Below are 15466 nucleotides of genomic sequence, written 5' to 3'. Positions count from 1 at the left end.
TTGCCCAGAATCGGGGGTCTGCTTCCGGCCGTCTGCAATCGGCGACCGGAATTCGCTTACTGCTAACCGGGTCTCTGCAATGTCCTTCTCGAAAAACTCCCTGGCCCTGGCCTCGGTCTGCCTGGCCGCACTCATGTTCGGCCTGGAAATCTCCAGCGTGCCGGTCATCCTGCCGACGTTGGAACGCCTGCTGCACGGCGACCTCGCCGACCTGCAATGGATCATGAACGCCTACACCATCGCCTGCACCACCGTGCTGATGGCGGCCGGTACGCTGGCCGACCGCTACGGCCGCAAGCGCCTGTTCATCGCGACCATGTGCTGCTTCGGCGTCACCTCGCTGCTGTGCGGCCTGGCGACCAGCGTGTCGGTGCTGATCGTCAGCCGCTTCCTGCAAGGCATGAGCGGCGGCGCCATGGTGATCTGCCTGCTGGCGATCCTGTCGCATCAGTTTCGCGGCGGCCATGAACGCAGCCGCGCTTTCGGCGCCTTCGGCATCGTGTTCGGTGCGGGCCTCGGTTTCGGTCCGGTGATCGGCGGTGGCATCGTGGCCCTGCTGGACTGGAAATGGGTGTTCCTGGTGCATGTCCCGCTGACTGCGCTGACATTGTTGCTGGCGCTGCGCGGCGTGACGGAGTCGCGCGATCCGCATGCGGGGCGGCTCGACGTTGCCGGCATCGTCACGCTGTCGCTGGCGGTGTTCGGGCTGACGTTCTACATCACGCAGGGAGCCGATTTCGGTTACGGCAGCGTCGCCGGATTGGTGCTGATCGGCGCGACGGCAGTGAGCTTTGCCGTGTTCCTGTGGGTGGAAACCACCGTCGCCCATCCGATGTTCGATTTCTCGGTATTCCGCATCCGCGCATTTTGCGGCGCGCTGCTGGGCTCGGTCGGCATGAACTTCAGCTTCTGGCCTCTGATGATTTACCTGCCGCTGTATTTCCAGGCGGTGCTCGGCTATGACACCGTCGACGCCGGGCTGGCGTTGCTGGCGTACACCTTGCCGACGCTGATCGTGCCGCCGTTCGCCGAACGCTTGTCCTTGCGCTTCCAGCCGGGCACGGTGATTCCTGCGGGCTTGTTCCTGCTCGGGCTGGGTTTCCTGCTGATGTACTGGGGCAGCGCCGGCAGCAATGCGATACAGGCCGGCTGGCTTGCCATGCTGCCGGGTTGCCTGGTCGCCGGCATCGGACTGGGCCTGACCAACACGCCGGTGACCAATACCACGACCGGTTCGGTACCGCCCAATCGCGCCGGCATGGCATCGGGCATCGACATGAGCGCGCGCCTGATCACGCTGGCGATCAATATTGCGGTGATGGGTTTGTTGTTGCTGGAGAGCGTGCAGTCCTATGTGCAGCAGCACGTCGTGGCGGGACTGTCATCGGCGCAGTTGCATCAGGCCGCGGCTTCCATTGCGGCAGGCAACCTGGCGCAGGGCGTGCAGCAGTTGCAAGGGACAGAGGCGGCCGGCGCCTTGGTGCAAGCCGCGCTGGCGCATGGCTTCGGCGTGCTCATGCTGTACGGCGGTTTCGGTGTGTGGATATTGGCGGCGCTGAGCCGGGCGATCTTCGGTGGGAAGAAGGTGGCGGCTATCCCGGCCTATGAATGAAGGCCAAGCTCACCCGATGATGTCGATGCTCTCGCAAAAACTGTAACCCTGACCATGCTCGGTGCGCAGCGGCAGCTTTTCGCCGCTCAGGTTTTGCCAGCGGCGGCGCAGGCGGCTGATGATCTGGTCCAGGCGGCGTTCGTCGTAGTCGATCCACTCGACGCCGAAGGCCTTGGCGATCTGCTGGCGATGCACCACTTGGCCCATGTTGCGCGCCAGCAGTTGCAGCAGCAGGATTTCCATCGCGTTGATGTCGTGGAAGCGCCCGTCCGGCGCATACAGCCGCCGCTCCAGCAGGTGCAGGCGCCAACTGCTTTTTCGGAGGCGGCGCGAGACCGATGACACGTAGGCCGACAGTTCTCCGAGCCGGACCGGCTTGATGAGGTAGTGGTCGGCGCCGCGTTTGAGGCCTTCGATCTTGTCGTCGATGCTGCCGCGCGCGGTCAGCATGATGGTGCCGATATGCGGATGGGTACGATGCAGTTGTTCGAGGACGGCGAAGTCGTTGCCGTCAGGTGCGCCGATGTCCATGATGGCGATGTCGGCGTCGTCAATCCGGTGCAGGAATTCGGCAAGACTGCCGGTTTCCGATACGCCATGACCCTCGCGTTGGAGAAAGTCGGCGACCTCGTTGCGCAGGCCGGCTTCGTCCTCCAGCAGTAACACCCGAGCCATTACCGGCCCTCCCTGTTTGAAAAATCTGGGCGAGTATAGCACCATGCTTTTAGCGCTGCCTGAGGCGGTTGAAATCGTCCTGGATCTCAGCTTGCCGGCGGACTTTCCGACTTTGCGGTCCATTTCCGCTATTGCTGCGGCAGCTTTTCGGAAAGCATATTCCCATACGCATGGCGACCGTCAACATCAACGGCGTCAACGCCCACCTGCCGGCGCCGTTACGCTCGCCGCATTCAGTCCTGCAAGCTCTCGCTGTCGGCTCTCTGCGTACTGAAAAACCGCAGCATTTCACGCGATGCATCCGGGCCGTTGGCGTCGGTGTAAGAACCACGCGCGCTGCCGCCGGCCCAGGCGTGACCGGCGCCGTGGATCAGCCAGTGCTCGGCCAGCACCGGACGGCCGTCGACGTGCAGCGAGGTGCGCGAGTAGCGATGACCGGTTTCGGTTTTTCCTTCTTCCACGACGGTGCTGATCTTCTCTTCGGATGCCGCCGTTTGCTCGAACCTGGCGACGAAGTCATCGATCAGGCCGGTGCCGTTGGACGGGCTGACCGTGGCATCGCGGTCGCCATGGAAAACGATGACAGGAATCGCCTGCAGCTTGGCGGAAGCGCCGCCCCGGCGTGAAGACGAGAGGGAGGTGCCAGAGGCGCCCCGCATCGCGCTCAATGCCGACGTCAGGTCGCTGGCCGACGCATACGGCAAGCCTGAATGCACGCCCACGGCCTGGTAGAGATCCGGATAGGTCGAGCCCATGATGATGGCCATCGCGCCGCCGGCCGACAGGCCGGCGACGAACACCTGCTTGCGGTCGAGACCGTACTGATCGATCACTTCATTGGTGATGCCGGCGATGAGCGATGGTTCGCCCTGGTCGCGTTGTTGATCCATGGCCTTGAACCAGTTCCAGCATTTTGACGAATTGTCGGAGGCTTCCTGCGCAGGATAGACAACCAGGAAACCTTGCTCTTCCGCCAGCGCGTTCATTTGCGTGCCGCGCGCGAAGTCGTCGGGGTCTTGGGTGCAGCCGTGCAGCATGACGACCAGCGGCATTGCCTCGCCGTCGTAGCCGGACGGGACGTACACCTTGTAGCGGCGGCTGCCTGCCGTGTTGGCATAGGAGCCGGCGACAAATTTGCCGCCGTTCAGGTCGGGAGCTTGCGTGTCGGCTTGCGGCGTGGTTGCGGCGCCGCCAAGGCCGAGCTTGCCCAGCAAGTCGCTCACGAAGTTCTGCGGCGCCAGCTTCTGTTTGGTGCCCGCGGACATGGACGGCGGCGTCAGACCCGCCGCAGCCAGCGCGTCCTGGATGACTTGCGTGGTCTTGCCTGCGCCGTCCGAGTTGAGACGACGGGTGATTTCCGCCATGCGTGCTTGTAAATCGCCGAGCTGAGACATGGATTTCCTTTGAAAAATGAAGCTAATGGATTCGTCCCGCCAACGCCGCCTTGACGGCGGCGCTGGCATGGAAGGCGCCGAGGACGGTCACCGAGTCGATGACCGCTGCCGCCAGTTCGGGGGGAACGTCGGCGGCGATGCTGGCCAGTCCGACCACCTGGACCTGCAGTTTTTCTCCGTTGGCCCGGCTGGTTTCGAGCTGCTGGCGGGAAAAAGCCTGCAAGCCCAGCACCAGGCTCTTGCGCACGATGGTTTGTTTGACGACATCGGAGTGGACTGCAAGCTGGTTGCGGACGGCGGTGCGGATCAGGTCCGTGCGATTGGTGTAAAACCCTTCCTGCACCAGCAGGTCGATCTGGCCCAGATCGACCACGCCAAGATTGATCGTGACTTTTTCGCTGTCTCCTACGCGTGGCTTAAGTTCTGTGACCGACATTGCTGTTCTCCTTCTTATTGATAAAAAGCAATTAAATACAATTAAATAGCTATCCGAGATCTGCGTGGAATCCATTTGGAATCCATATGGATGGTAAGTGGAGTATATGCTAAATTTCGATGATGGCAAGCCCTGGTTCGCAGCAGGTGGTGCAAAGCGCCCCAAGGATGGAGTCTTACGCGCGTTATGCCGAGACGCCGCTACGCAGCGCGCCGGCGCGGGCGGATACTCGGGCGGATACCTTTTCACCGGCGGGCTTGCGCGGCGCTCACGGCGCACATGCGCGGGGGCTGGACGTCTTGACGCCCCCTTCGTCGCTACCATCGCTACCCTTGCCGCTATCACAACAACTTACCGAGTGTTGACATGCCAGGAAAAAACGCTTCTCTGCCGCAGCAACCGGGCTTTGTGCAAGTACGCGGCGCCCGCGAACACAATCTGAAAAACGTCGACCTGGATATCCCGCGCGACGCCTTGGTGGTATTCACCGGCGTCTCCGGTTCGGGAAAGTCGTCGCTGGCCTTCGGCACCTTGTATGCCGAAGCGCAGCGCCGTTACCTGGAATCCGTGTCTCCCTATGCGCGGCGGCTGTTCCATCAGATGCCGGTGCCGGAAGTGACCGAGATCACCGGCTTGCCGCCGGCAGTGGCCTTGCAGCAGCAACGCGGCTCGCCGACCACCCGGTCGTCGGTCGGCAGCGTCACCACGCTGTCGAACTCCCTGCGCATGCTGTATTCGCGCGCCGGCGATTATCCGGCGCGCCAGCCGCTGCTGTACGCCGAATCGTTTTCGCCGAATACACCCGAAGGCGCATGCCCGCGCTGCCATGGTCTCGGTCGGGTGTATGAAGTCACCGAACAGTCAATGGTGCCGGACGATACGCTGACCATCCGCGAGCGCGCCATTGCGGCGTGGCCGACCGCATGGCACGGCCAGAACCTGCGCGACATCCTGGTGACGCTGGGCTACGACGTCGATACGCCATGGCGCGAGATGTCTAAAAAAGACCGGCGCTGGATCCTGTTCACCGATGAGCAGCCGGTAGTCCCGGTGTATGCCGGATTCACGCCGGCTGAAGTCCGCCAGGCGCTCAAACGCAAGGAAGACCCGAGCTATCAGGGCACTTTTACCAGCGCGCAGAAGTACGTGATGCAGACCTTCGCCAACACCGAGAGTGCGTCCATGAAGAAGCGCGTGGCGCAGTACATGGTCAGCAACGAATGTCCCTTGTGCAAGGGGAAACGGCTGCGTCCGGAGTCCTTGGCGGTGACCTTCGCCGGCCACGATATCGCCGATATCTCGCGGTTGTCGCTACGGCAGCTGGCGGAGATTTTCCGGCCAATGATTGCCGGGCAATCAGGCCGGCAAACCGCCGCCGCCAGGGCGCATCCGGAAAAGCAGATCGTCAGGCAGCGCATCGCCGCCGATCTGGTCGCGCGTCTGGACGTCCTGCTCGAACTGGGACTGGGTTACCTGACGCTGGAGCGCAGCACGCCGACATTGTCGCCGGGCGAGTTGCAGCGGCTGCGGCTGGGCACGCAAGTGCGTTCCAACCTGTTCGGCGTCGTGTATGTGCTCGACGAGCCTTCGGCGGGTTTGCATCCGGCCGATACTGAGCCCTTGTTGCGTGCGCTGGATCGCCTGAAGGCTTCCGGCAATTCGCTGTTCGTGGTCGAGCATGCGCTGGACGTGATTCGCCATGCCGACTGGATCGTCGACGTCGGACCCGCGGCCGGCGAAAAGGGCGGGCATATCCTCTATAGCGGCCCGGCGGCGGGACTGGAAGCGGTGACGGCGTCGGCAACCGCGCGCTACCTGTTTGCGCGCGATCGCATGCCTGCGCGCCGGCTGCGCATTCCGGATACCCTGGACGGCTTCCTGAAACTGCGTCAGGTGACGCGCAACAACCTCGACCGGCTGGATGTCGATTTTCCGCTCGGCGTGTTGACGAGCGTGACCGGCGTATCCGGTTCTGGAAAATCCAGTCTGGTCAGCCAGGTGCTGGTCGACCTGGTGACCGCGGCGCTCGGCCAGACGCTGGAAAAAGAGCCGGAAGAAGATGGAGACGACTATCTTGAAGAGGGCATCTCGCACGGTCGCATCGCCGCCGGACTGGAGCGCATCCGGCGACTCATCCGCGTCGACCAGAAGCCGATCGGCAGGACGCCGCGCTCCAACCTGGCGACTTACACCGGCTTGTTCGACCACGTGCGCCGTTTGTTCGCGGCGACCAAGACGGCGCGGTCGCGCGGCTACGATGCCGGACATTTTTCCTTCAACGTGGTCAAGGGACGTTGCCCGACCTGTGAAGGAGAAGGCGCCGTGATGGTCGAGCTGCTGTTCCTGCCGAGCGTCTACGCACCCTGTCCGGATTGCCATGGCGCGCGCTACAACGAGAAGACCCTGGGCATACGCTACCGCGATCGCAATATCGCCGACGTGCTGGCCATGACGGTGGATGCTGCGGCGGCGTTCTTTGCCGACGAGGAGCAGGTGCTGCGTTCGCTGGGCATGCTGCAGGATGTCGGGCTGGGCTACCTGCGGCTGGGGCAGCCCGCGACCGAACTGTCCGGCGGGGAAGCGCAGCGCATCAAGCTCGCCACGGAATTGCAACGCGCCCGGCGCGGCGACCTGCTGTACGTTCTGGACGAACCGACCACCGGCCTGCATCCGGCCGACGTCGACCGGCTGATCAAGCAACTGCATACGCTGGCCGATGCCGGCAACACCGTCATCGTGGTGGAACACAACATGCGCGTCGTCGCCGCCAGCGATTGGGTGATCGACATCGGACCGGGCGCCGGAGAAGAGGGCGGCAAGGTGGTCGCAAGCGGCACGCCCGCCGAACTTGCGCTATCCCGGAGCAGCAGGACGGCGCCGTATCTGCGCCGCTTCCTGGAGGAGCATCGGGACCAGACCGGAGAGTTCATTTCGCCTGGGGAGTGACCGGCGCACGCTGCGTCTTTATTTGCTTGCGTGCGCCCGGATCGAAGCCGGCGCTATTCTTGAAGATGTTGGGTTTGCGATAGATCGCCAGGATGACGCAGCCCTCGGCGCTGTGCGTTTCGTGCAGCGAATCCTTCTTGCGCCAGACGTAGTCGCCGGCACGGGCCATGCCGTCATGGTCTGAAAAAGATCCCTCCAGCACGTAGCTTTGCTCCAGGTCTGCATGCCGGTGCATCGGCAGCGTGGTGCCAGGTTGCCAGCGCAGCAGGCAAGTCATTTCTCCGGCTTCCTTGTTTTCGTACAGCACCTTGATTTCCACGCCTTCGAACTGGGATGGCTTCCAGTCCATTTCCTGCGGGCAGACGTAAATCGAGCCGCCCGGTGTCGGCAATGGCTGGCCGCTCAGCCGTTCTTCATAGGACTTGTCGTGTTGCTCGCTCATGCTTGATTTCCTCCGTGGATTGCGTCTCCGCCTTTGCAGACAGGAGACGCAAGATTCAGATGGCTATTCGTTCGGTTTCATCAGCGACACGCTGACCACGGCGATGAGGCCGAGGCAGGTCAGGTAAGTCGCCAGCATCAGCGGATTACCGTGATTGGCCTTGAGCAGCCAGGTCGCCACCAGCGGTGCCAGCCCACCGCCGATGGCGCCGGACACCTGCACCGCCAGCGAGATGCCGCTGTAGCGCACATGCGGTGGAAACTGTACCGAAAACAGATTGCCTTCCGGGCCGTACAGCAGTGAATAGATCACGCCGATCGCAATCACCATCGCCAGGTAGATATAGGCCTCGGTGCCGGACGCCAGCAGCTTGAAGAACACGAAGCCGAACAGGCAGATGCCGACAGCGCCGAGCGCAAAGATCCTGCGATGGCCGAACTTGTCGCCAAGTATCCCGGTCATTGGCATGAAGAACAGTGCCACCAGCGCGCCGACGATGATGGCGTTGAGCATCAGGCTCTTGGTCAGGCCCAGCTGCAGGGTGCCGTAGGACAGGGCAAAGGTGGCGACGGTGTAGAACCAGGTGACTTCGGCCAGCCGTGCGCCGCAGACCTTGAGCAGGCTTTTCCAGTGATGCCGGATGACGTACACGACCGGCAGCTTCACTTCCTGGCCGCGCTTCTTCATGTTCTCGAAGTCGGGTGACTCGGCCACCTTGATGCGGATGAACCAGCCGACGATCAGCAGGGCCACGCTGGCCACGAAGGGAATGCGCCACGCCCAGCCCAGCATGTCCGCCTCGGGCAGGCGCGCCACTGCAGCCATCGCCAGCGACGACAGGATCAGCCCCGGGGCCACGCCGGTCTGCGGCAGGCTGCCGAAGAATCCCTTCTTGCCTTTCGGCGCATGCTCCACCGCCATCAGCACTGCGCCGCCCCATTCGCCGCCGACCGCCAGGCCCTGGATGATGCGCATGATCACCAGGATCACCGCGCCCCAGTAGCCGATTTGTTCATAGGTCGGAATCAGGCCGATGATGATGGTCGGTATCCCCATCATCAGCAGCGTGATCAGCAGCATTGATTTGCGTCCGATCTTGTCGCCGAAGTGGCCGAACACGATGCCGCCCAGCGGCCGCGCCAGGAAGCCGACGGTGTACGTCGCGAACGACGCCAACGTGCCCGTCAGCGGATCGAAGGCCGGGAAGAACAGCTTGTTGAAGATCAATGCGGCGGCGGTGCCGTAGATGAAGAAGTCATACCATTCGATGGTGGTGCCCAGCATGCTGGCGATGCCGGCCACCACGTGCTGGCGGCCTTCCTTCTTCTCGTGCGGGACGGCGCGCGCGTCCAACTCAACGTTTCTTGCGTTTCCTTGCATGTTGTCTCTCCTCTTTTTGTCCCGGCACGGGCCCCAGGTATGCAAGCTGCGGGCCGGATTGAATCCGTGTCAGCGGGAAGCGTCGTCCTGGCGGCACCAGTAGTCGAAGGTGCCTTTGACGATGGCCGGCTTCAGCAGGTAGTCGTGCGCCTCGGCGGCGAGATGGTCGGGCAGCGGCGTGGTCGGGCCGAACACGCGCGCGCGGATCTGCATGCGTGCCGCGCGTTCCAGATAGACCGCCAGATAGGTGGCTTCCTCCACGCAGTTGCCGGTGGTCAGCTGGCCGTGGCTGGCCAGGATGATCGAGCGGTTGGGACCCATTGCCTCCGAGATGATCACGCCCTCCTGGTCGGCGATCGGCACGCCCGGCCACTCCGCCAGGAACGCGCAGTCGTTGTGGAACGGCGTCATGTCCATCTGCGACACCACCAGCGGCTGCCTGGCGGCCGCCAGCGCCGAGACGTAGGGAGAGTGGGTGTGAACGATGCTGTTGCAATGCGGCCGCTCCTTGTACACCCAGAGGTGGAAGCGCGTCGCGGGATTGGCCATGCCCTCGCCGGACAGGGTGTTGAGGTCGCCGTCGACCTCGATGAAATCATCCGCCGTGGCTTCGTCGAAACCGAGGCCGAAGCGCAAGGTCCAGTAGGCGCCGGCGCGTTCGGAGCGGGCGCTGATCTGGCCCGCCAGGCCGGCTTCCTGGCCGGTCATCGCCAGGATGCGGGCGGCATAGGCCAGTGTCTCGCGCAGGGAGCGATTGCTTTTGCCGAGGTGCTGCTGCATTTCCTGCGTGGCGCGCTGGTCGAAATATTCCTTGCTTCGCAGTTCCATCACTACTCTCCTCATCTGATTTGGAATGGGAGGAAGTATTGGTGACGGACTTTATTTAATCCATGACGCCGGATGCATAGCTGCTATGCGTTTTTTTACTTGCTGTTTTGCAGTGCGATCTCAAGAATGAAATCGACCAGCGCCGTCTTTGCACGCCCCTTTTTGGTGATGGCGACGATGCGCCGCTTCAGGGCAGGACCGGCCAGCGGCACGCGCACCAGGCCGTAGTCGTGCAGCAGTTCGGCGGAGATGCGGTCGGGCAGCACGCAGCATGCCGAGGTCAGCGACACCAGCTTGAGCATGGCGTCGACGGTCTCGACTTCGGCCGAAATCTTCGGCGTGAAACCATGGCGGTCGAGCATGCGCCGCAACGCGTAATGCGGCGGAAAGGCCACCAGGGGAATCTCCTGCGCCGCCAGGTCAACCGACGGCTTGTTCGCCAGCGGCGAGCCGGCCTGCACCACCAGCACCATGGTCTCTTCGAACAACGGCGTGATCTCCACCGCATCGGTGGCGACTGCCGTGTCGTAGACAAAGCCGATCTCGGCCTGGCCCGCCTCGACCAGGTCGACCACCTCCGGCGAACTCCGGCCGACCACGGAAATATTCACCGCCGGGCGCTGGCTCATGAAACTGGCCACCACATTGCCCATGAAGTAATAGCTCAGCGTGTGGATGGTGGCGACCTTGATGCTGCCGGTGGTCCGGCCTTGCTCGTTGCGCAGCTGCTTGACGACGTCGTCGATGGCGTCGTAGGCGGGACGCGCGGCATCGCGCAAACGCACGCCCGCTTCGGTCAGCTTGATGCCGCGGCCGTTGCGGTCGAACAGCTGGTTGCCGACTTCGACCTCCAGTCCGGCCAGGGTGCGGCTCAGGCTGGACTGGCTCATGCCGAGCAGATTGGCGGCTTCCGAGAGCGTCGGGCAGCGGCAGATTTCGAGGAAGAGGCGGACTTGGTGGTCGGCGTGTTTCATGGCTTGGCTGTGATGGCGGAGATGGCTGAAGTGGCTGAGATTGACGACGCTGATGAAGCTGCGATTTTGCGATAAGTCGGACGTCTCCGATACCAAATTCTGGAATTCCGCCATAGGCGGATGATGACCATGAGAAACAGGTAGTGAAATCAACAGCTTGCAGCGTGGGAGGTGCGTTTTCCGGATTGGCCTGATACTTGCACATGTTTCGCAGGCCAGGTCTGGATTGTCGTTTTTTAACTGACTCTCCGTACCGACGCCATTTCTATAAATACAACATCAGGAGACAGCATGAATCAATCTGCACGTTCGTCCACACCCCGCCAGCCGGAAAATCTTGCCGCAACATTCTTCCGCTTCCTCAAACCGAAACGCTCCCTTGTCACCTTCGCCGCTTGCTGCCTGGTATCCGGCGCCACGCTGGCGCAGGGGAAGCCCGTGGTGCAGTTCATCGCCACCGGCGGCACCATCGCCATGAAAATCGATCCCGTGACCAAGGGCGTGGTGCCGGCCATTTCCGGCGACGATTTGATGAAGACCGTGCCGGACGCCGGCAAATTCGCCACGATCGAGGTGAATAATTTCTCCAACATGTCGGCCAACTATGTCGAGCCGAAATGGTGGTCGCGCCTGACCAAGGCGGTCGACGATGCGCTGGCCCGGCCGGAAGTCGCCGGCGTGGTCGTCTCGCAAGGCACCGACACGATGGAAGAGACGGCCTACTGGCTTGACCTGACCGTGAAGTCCGACAAGCCCGTGGTACTGATCGGCGCGCAACGTAACGCGTCCGAATCCGACTTCGACGGCCCGCGCAATCTGCTCAACGCCATCCGCATCGCCACCACGGCAGAGGCCAAGGGCAAGGGCGTGATGGTGGCGATGAACAACCAGATCAATGCCGCCCGCAGCGTGACCAAGACGCACACCGGCGCAGTGGAAACCTTCAAGTCGGGCGACTTCGGTTTCCTCGGCGAAGTGTGGGATGACAAGGTGGTGTTTTCACGCACGGCATTGCGTCGCCAGCACATCGATATCGGCCCCGGCGAGATGCCGCGCGTGGAAATCCTGTCGATGTTCGGCGGCGCCGACGGCTCGCTGCTGCGCTATGCAGTCGACCAGGGCGCCAAGGGCATCGTGGTGCAGGCGGTGGGGATGGGGAACATGAACGTCTCGATGTTCGAGGCGGTGAAATATGCGCTGTCCAAGAACGTCCCGGTGGTGATCTCGACCCGCGTCTATAACGGCCGGACCATGCCAGTGTACGGCTTCCCCGGCGGTGGCAAGACCACCTTCGATGCCGGCGCCGTCATGGCGGGCGACCTGAGTCCGCAAAAGGCGCGCCTGCTGCTGATGCTGTTGATGCATCAGGGCAAGACCAGCAAGAAGGACTTGCAGGCGGCGTTTGAGAATTGAAGCCGGCCGGGCTTGGTTGAGTCTGCCGCCGGCAGGGGCGCCGCCGGCGTCGAAATAAACGGTTTCCGGCTCGCGCTTTGGCCTGTCCCTTTTTCCACGTCACGAGGCACCAGGCCCATCACGTCTTGCACTTGCACGGCATTGTCGTGTTCCCCCGGTTGCTGATGCGGCCGGGGGTGTTCAGTCAGCGGCCTCTGACGTAGTGCACGTGCTTCAATAGTTTCTGTACGTGAAGCCACGAGGACTGATCTGCGACGGGCAGGTCATCGGTTTGATTCGCCTATTTCTTCCTGATCGTCGACAACTGCTCTTTTGGTATCGGAGCGTAGTCGGCCGGATTCGGTGAGTTGCTGATCTTGGCGATGGCCGCCTGTGTTTCGGGACTCATCGGCCAGTTCAGGTTTTGCCCATGGGGCAGCGCCGGCGACTGGAACCACTTCGCGTAGATCTTGTTGATGTCGCCGGACTTGAAGATAGTGCTGATGCTCGTGTCGACGATCTGTTTGAATGCAGGATCGTTCTTGCGATAAATCAAGCCGAACGGTTCGACCGACAGCGCTTCTTTTCCGACCACCAGTTCGTTGCTGATCTTGCTCCCGCCTGCCAAGGACGCCAGTACGATATCGTCATTGATGAATGCGGCGGCCCGGCCGGTTTCCACCAGCAACATTCCTTCCGCCGTATCACGTGAGGCAATGATGTCGATACCCAGCTTCTGCTCGTCATTGAGCGTGCTGACCATCTTGATGTGGGTGGTTCCGCTATTGATGGCCAGCTTCTTTCCACGTAGATCTGCCAGGGTCGTGATATTGCTGCTGCGTTTGCTCAGGATGCGGGAGCCGCTCACATAGTAGGTCGGCGAAAACTCCACGATGTTCTGACGTTCTGCAGTATTGGTGGTGTTGCCGCATTCGATATCAACGGTGCCGTTCTGGATCAGGGGAATGCGGCTGGAGGAGGTCACCGGCAACATGGAAATATTCAACTGCGACATGCCCAGCTTGCGTTGAATATTCTTGGCAATGGCCAGGCACAGGTCCACTGCATAGCCTTCATAACTCTGCTTGTCGTTCAGGTAAGAAAATGGTTTGGTCGAATCGCGGACGCCAAGCACCAGCACGCCTTTTTCCTTGATCTTCTTCAATGTTCCGGTCAATTCTTCATCTTGAGCGGCGTTGGCAAGGTGTACTGCCTGGGTGCTCACGAGGCAGAGCGTCATGATGATTTTCTTCATTTTCTTTTCCCTTGAGATTTCAGCGGCTACTTGGCAAAGATGTAGTCCATATTGGCGAATGACTTGAACTCAAGTGCATTGCCGGACGGATCCAGGAAAAACATCGTGGCTTGCTCGCCCACTTCGCCTTTGAAGCGGATGTACGGTTCGATGATGAATTTGATATTCGCAGCCTTCAACTTTTCCGCCAGGGCTTCCCATTCAGACAGTTCCAGGATCGCGCCGAAATGACGCGATGGCACGTCGTGGTCGTCTACCGAATTGCTCACGCTGAAACCAGTCTCTTCCGGCGCCAGATGCGCCACCAGCTGGTGGCCGTAAAAATTGAAATCCACCCATTTGTCCGAACTGCGACCTTCCGGGCAGCCCAGTAAATCGCCGTAGAAAGCGCGTGCTTCGGCAATGTCTTTCACGGGAAACGCCAAATGGAACAACGATGTCGATGTCATTTTCAATCCTTCTGTTGATGTCGGTAAATACTGCCCGGCAATGCGCGCGGAACGCATGCGGACGAAGCACATGGCCCTGTGAATGGCAAGGGATTGAAGCAGTCTAAATACATAAATTTATAATGTAAAATTCTGTATTTTCGTCTTTCATATTCATATTTTTCATAAGCATGATTCGCTATCTGAAGACATTCATCGCCGCCGCACGGCTCGGTTCCTTCTCGACTGCGGGCGCCAGGCTCGGTTTGACGCAGTCGGCGGTGAGCATGCAAATCAGGCGACTTGAAGATGAGTTGAACTGCGAGCTTTTCACTCGCGTGGGAAAGACGGTCGCTGTCAGCGAGCACGGCAAGCAGTTGCTTGTCACAGCAGATGAAATCGTGCGGCTCTTCGAATCCATGAAGGGGCAGACGGAGATCGCTGCCACGCGAGGGAAAATCGACATCGGTGCGATCTCCACCGTGCAGCTCGGATTGCTTCCTGCGGTGCTGGCCGATTTCTGCAAGGAGTTGCCGCTGGTCGAAGTGAACGTGGTGCCGGGGACCTCGGTGCAACTGATGTCGCAGATCGACAGCAACGACTTGTCGCTGGCGGTCATGATCCGGCCCAACCTGAAAATGACCAAGGGCTTGAAATGGACGACCATGCTGCGCGAAACATATGTCGTCATCGCCCCCACCTCGGCGCGTGAGACCTCGATCAAGTCCTTGCTGGAGTCGTATCCGTTTTTGCGTTACAGCCGCAGGTCGTACGGCGGACAGCTGGTCGACCGCTATCTGAAACGCACGCGCTTGCAGGTGAATGACACCATGGAGCTGGATGAGCCGATGGTCATTATCGAGATGGTGAGGAAGGGGCTGGGCGTGGCGATCATTCCCTATGACCTTGCCGCCGGCGCCTCTATCCGGAAAGTGCGTGTCCTGCCGCTGGAAGGGGAGGGGTTCTTCAGGGAAATCGGCGTTTTGCAGCGCGTTACGCCGACACCAAGCGTCGTGGTGTCCACGCTGATGGAGTGTATTTCCCGCGCGGCGGAGGCAAAGGAAGAGAGCAGCATGAAAACGTTGAAGGCGGATATCGACAAAGGGATGCGTTAGTAATCACGCCAATAATCATGCCAAAATCGCGCCAAAATCGCGCGGATAACAAGAATTGCAGATCCGCATCTTGACCGGGGACTGTGCCGCTGACATCAGATTACTTCCTTGGTCCAGCCAGAGGGTGCGCTCCGGCACCAAGCCAGTTGGGGCCGAAGCCTCGTACGTCGTTTGCAAAAATAGGATAGCGTACGTGGCTTGATTACTTGTGCGAGGGAAAAATGGATCAAAAATTAGTCATTGTCGCCACGCTGACGGCCAAGCCGGGCCATGGCGCCACGTTGAAAGCCGCGTTGGAGAAGGTAGTGCCGCCAAGCCGGGCCGAAGCCGGATGCCATCGCTATGATTTGCACGCCGACAACGGGAATCCCGATTCCTTTGTGATGCTGGAAGAATGGCGGAACGCGGCTGCGCTGACAGAGCATGAGTCGACGCCACATTTCCAGGAGCTTGTCGCTGCGGTGGGAGGGATTGCCGAGATCCAGATCCGCAAGCTGACCCAGATTGCCTGAGAAGAATGAACGCGGATTGATCGGGAGGGAGCTGCGCAAGGCTCCGCTCCCAGCTCGCAGCGCATTTCTGAAAGCCT

14 protein-coding genes are annotated in these 15466 nt (G+C 61.1%); 5 read left to right on the top strand and 9 right to left on the bottom strand.

The window, feature by feature from the left end:
• Positions 1 to 79: 79 nt before the first annotated feature.
• Positions 80 to 1612, top strand: coding sequence for an MFS transporter (locus ACIROW_RS16555; protein WP_402277463.1), 1533 nt, complete (start codon positions 80 to 82; stop codon positions 1610 to 1612).
• A gap of 9 nt (positions 1613 to 1621) precedes the next feature.
• Here the strand turns inward: ACIROW_RS16555 and ACIROW_RS16550 are convergent, their stop codons facing one another.
• From ACIROW_RS16550 to ACIROW_RS16540, 3 genes are all read right to left on the bottom strand, one after another.
• Positions 1622 to 2287, bottom strand: a complete 666-nt coding sequence (locus ACIROW_RS16550) for a response regulator transcription factor (RefSeq protein ID WP_402277461.1) — start codon at positions 2285 to 2287, stop codon at positions 1622 to 1624.
• 233 nt (positions 2288 to 2520) lie between these two features.
• Positions 2521 to 3681, bottom strand: a complete 1161-nt coding sequence (locus ACIROW_RS16545; RefSeq protein WP_402277459.1) for an alpha/beta hydrolase family esterase — start codon at positions 3679 to 3681, stop codon at positions 2521 to 2523.
• Between the two features lie 22 nt (positions 3682 to 3703).
• Positions 3704 to 4117: a CopG family transcriptional regulator gene (locus ACIROW_RS16540; RefSeq protein ID WP_402277458.1), complete on the bottom strand. Its 414-nt coding sequence runs from the start codon at positions 4115 to 4117 to the stop codon at positions 3704 to 3706.
• 366 nt (positions 4118 to 4483) lie between these two features.
• Between ACIROW_RS16540 and uvrA the strand changes: the two genes are divergently transcribed.
• Positions 4484 to 7063 (top strand): excinuclease ABC subunit UvrA, encoded by a 2580-nt coding sequence (uvrA, locus tag ACIROW_RS16535; protein ID WP_402277456.1) that lies wholly within the window; start codon positions 4484 to 4486, stop codon positions 7061 to 7063.
• Here the strand turns inward: uvrA and ACIROW_RS16530 are convergent.
• The 4 genes from ACIROW_RS16530 to ACIROW_RS16515 all read right to left on the bottom strand — a co-directional run bounded on the left by ACIROW_RS16530 (position 7044) and on the right by ACIROW_RS16515 (position 10687).
• Entirely contained in the window at positions 7044 to 7505 is a 462-nt protein-coding gene (locus tag ACIROW_RS16530; RefSeq protein ID WP_402277454.1) for a cupin domain-containing protein, read from the bottom strand. The genes uvrA and ACIROW_RS16530 overlap by 20 nt on opposite strands.
• A gap of 63 nt (positions 7506 to 7568) precedes the next feature.
• Entirely contained in the window at positions 7569 to 8885 is a 1317-nt protein-coding gene (locus ACIROW_RS16525) for an MFS transporter (RefSeq protein WP_402277453.1), read from the bottom strand.
• A gap of 69 nt (positions 8886 to 8954) precedes the next feature.
• Positions 8955 to 9713, bottom strand: a complete 759-nt coding sequence (locus ACIROW_RS16520) for an aldolase (RefSeq protein ID WP_402277451.1) — start codon at positions 9711 to 9713, stop codon at positions 8955 to 8957.
• Positions 9714 to 9808: 95 nt separating this feature from the next.
• Positions 9809 to 10687, bottom strand: a complete 879-nt coding sequence (locus ACIROW_RS16515; protein ID WP_402277449.1) for a LysR family transcriptional regulator — start codon at positions 10685 to 10687, stop codon at positions 9809 to 9811.
• A gap of 291 nt (positions 10688 to 10978) precedes the next feature.
• Between ACIROW_RS16515 and ACIROW_RS16510 the strand changes: the two genes are divergently transcribed.
• Positions 10979 to 12100 carry an asparaginase gene (locus ACIROW_RS16510; protein ID WP_402277447.1) on the top strand — a complete coding sequence of 374 codons (1122 nt, stop codon included), beginning with the start codon at positions 10979 to 10981 and terminating at the stop codon, positions 12098 to 12100.
• A 280-nt stretch (positions 12101 to 12380) separates the two neighbouring features.
• On the opposite strand, the gene ACIROW_RS16505 is transcribed toward ACIROW_RS16510, so the two are convergent.
• A complete protein-coding gene (locus tag ACIROW_RS16505; RefSeq protein ID WP_402277446.1) occupies positions 12381 to 13334 on the bottom strand; it encodes an amino acid ABC transporter substrate-binding protein in 954 nt (317 codons plus the stop codon).
• A gap of 26 nt (positions 13335 to 13360) precedes the next feature.
• Positions 13361 to 13783, bottom strand: a complete 423-nt coding sequence (locus ACIROW_RS16500) for a VOC family protein (protein ID WP_402277699.1) — start codon at positions 13781 to 13783, stop codon at positions 13361 to 13363.
• 170 nt (positions 13784 to 13953) lie between these two features.
• Here ACIROW_RS16500 and ACIROW_RS16495 point away from each other — a divergent pair, with 170 nt between their 5' ends.
• Together ACIROW_RS16495 and ACIROW_RS16490 are read left to right on the top strand one after the other, a co-directional pair.
• Positions 13954 to 14877 carry a LysR family transcriptional regulator gene (locus tag ACIROW_RS16495; RefSeq protein WP_402277444.1) on the top strand — a complete coding sequence of 308 codons (924 nt, stop codon included), beginning with the start codon at positions 13954 to 13956 and terminating at the stop codon, positions 14875 to 14877.
• 221 nt (positions 14878 to 15098) lie between these two features.
• The gene (locus tag ACIROW_RS16490) at positions 15099 to 15389 is read left to right on the top strand and encodes a putative quinol monooxygenase (protein WP_402277443.1); all 291 of its coding nucleotides are present in this window, start codon (positions 15099 to 15101) and stop codon (positions 15387 to 15389) included.
• The last annotated feature ends 77 nt before the right edge of the window (positions 15390 to 15466 follow it).

Origin of the sequence: Herbaspirillum sp. NPDC101397, assembly GCF_044767325.1 — a bacterium.
Taxonomy (GTDB): domain Bacteria; phylum Pseudomonadota; class Gammaproteobacteria; order Burkholderiales; family Burkholderiaceae_D; genus Herbaspirillum.
This window is presented reverse-complemented; position numbering and strand designations above follow the sequence as displayed.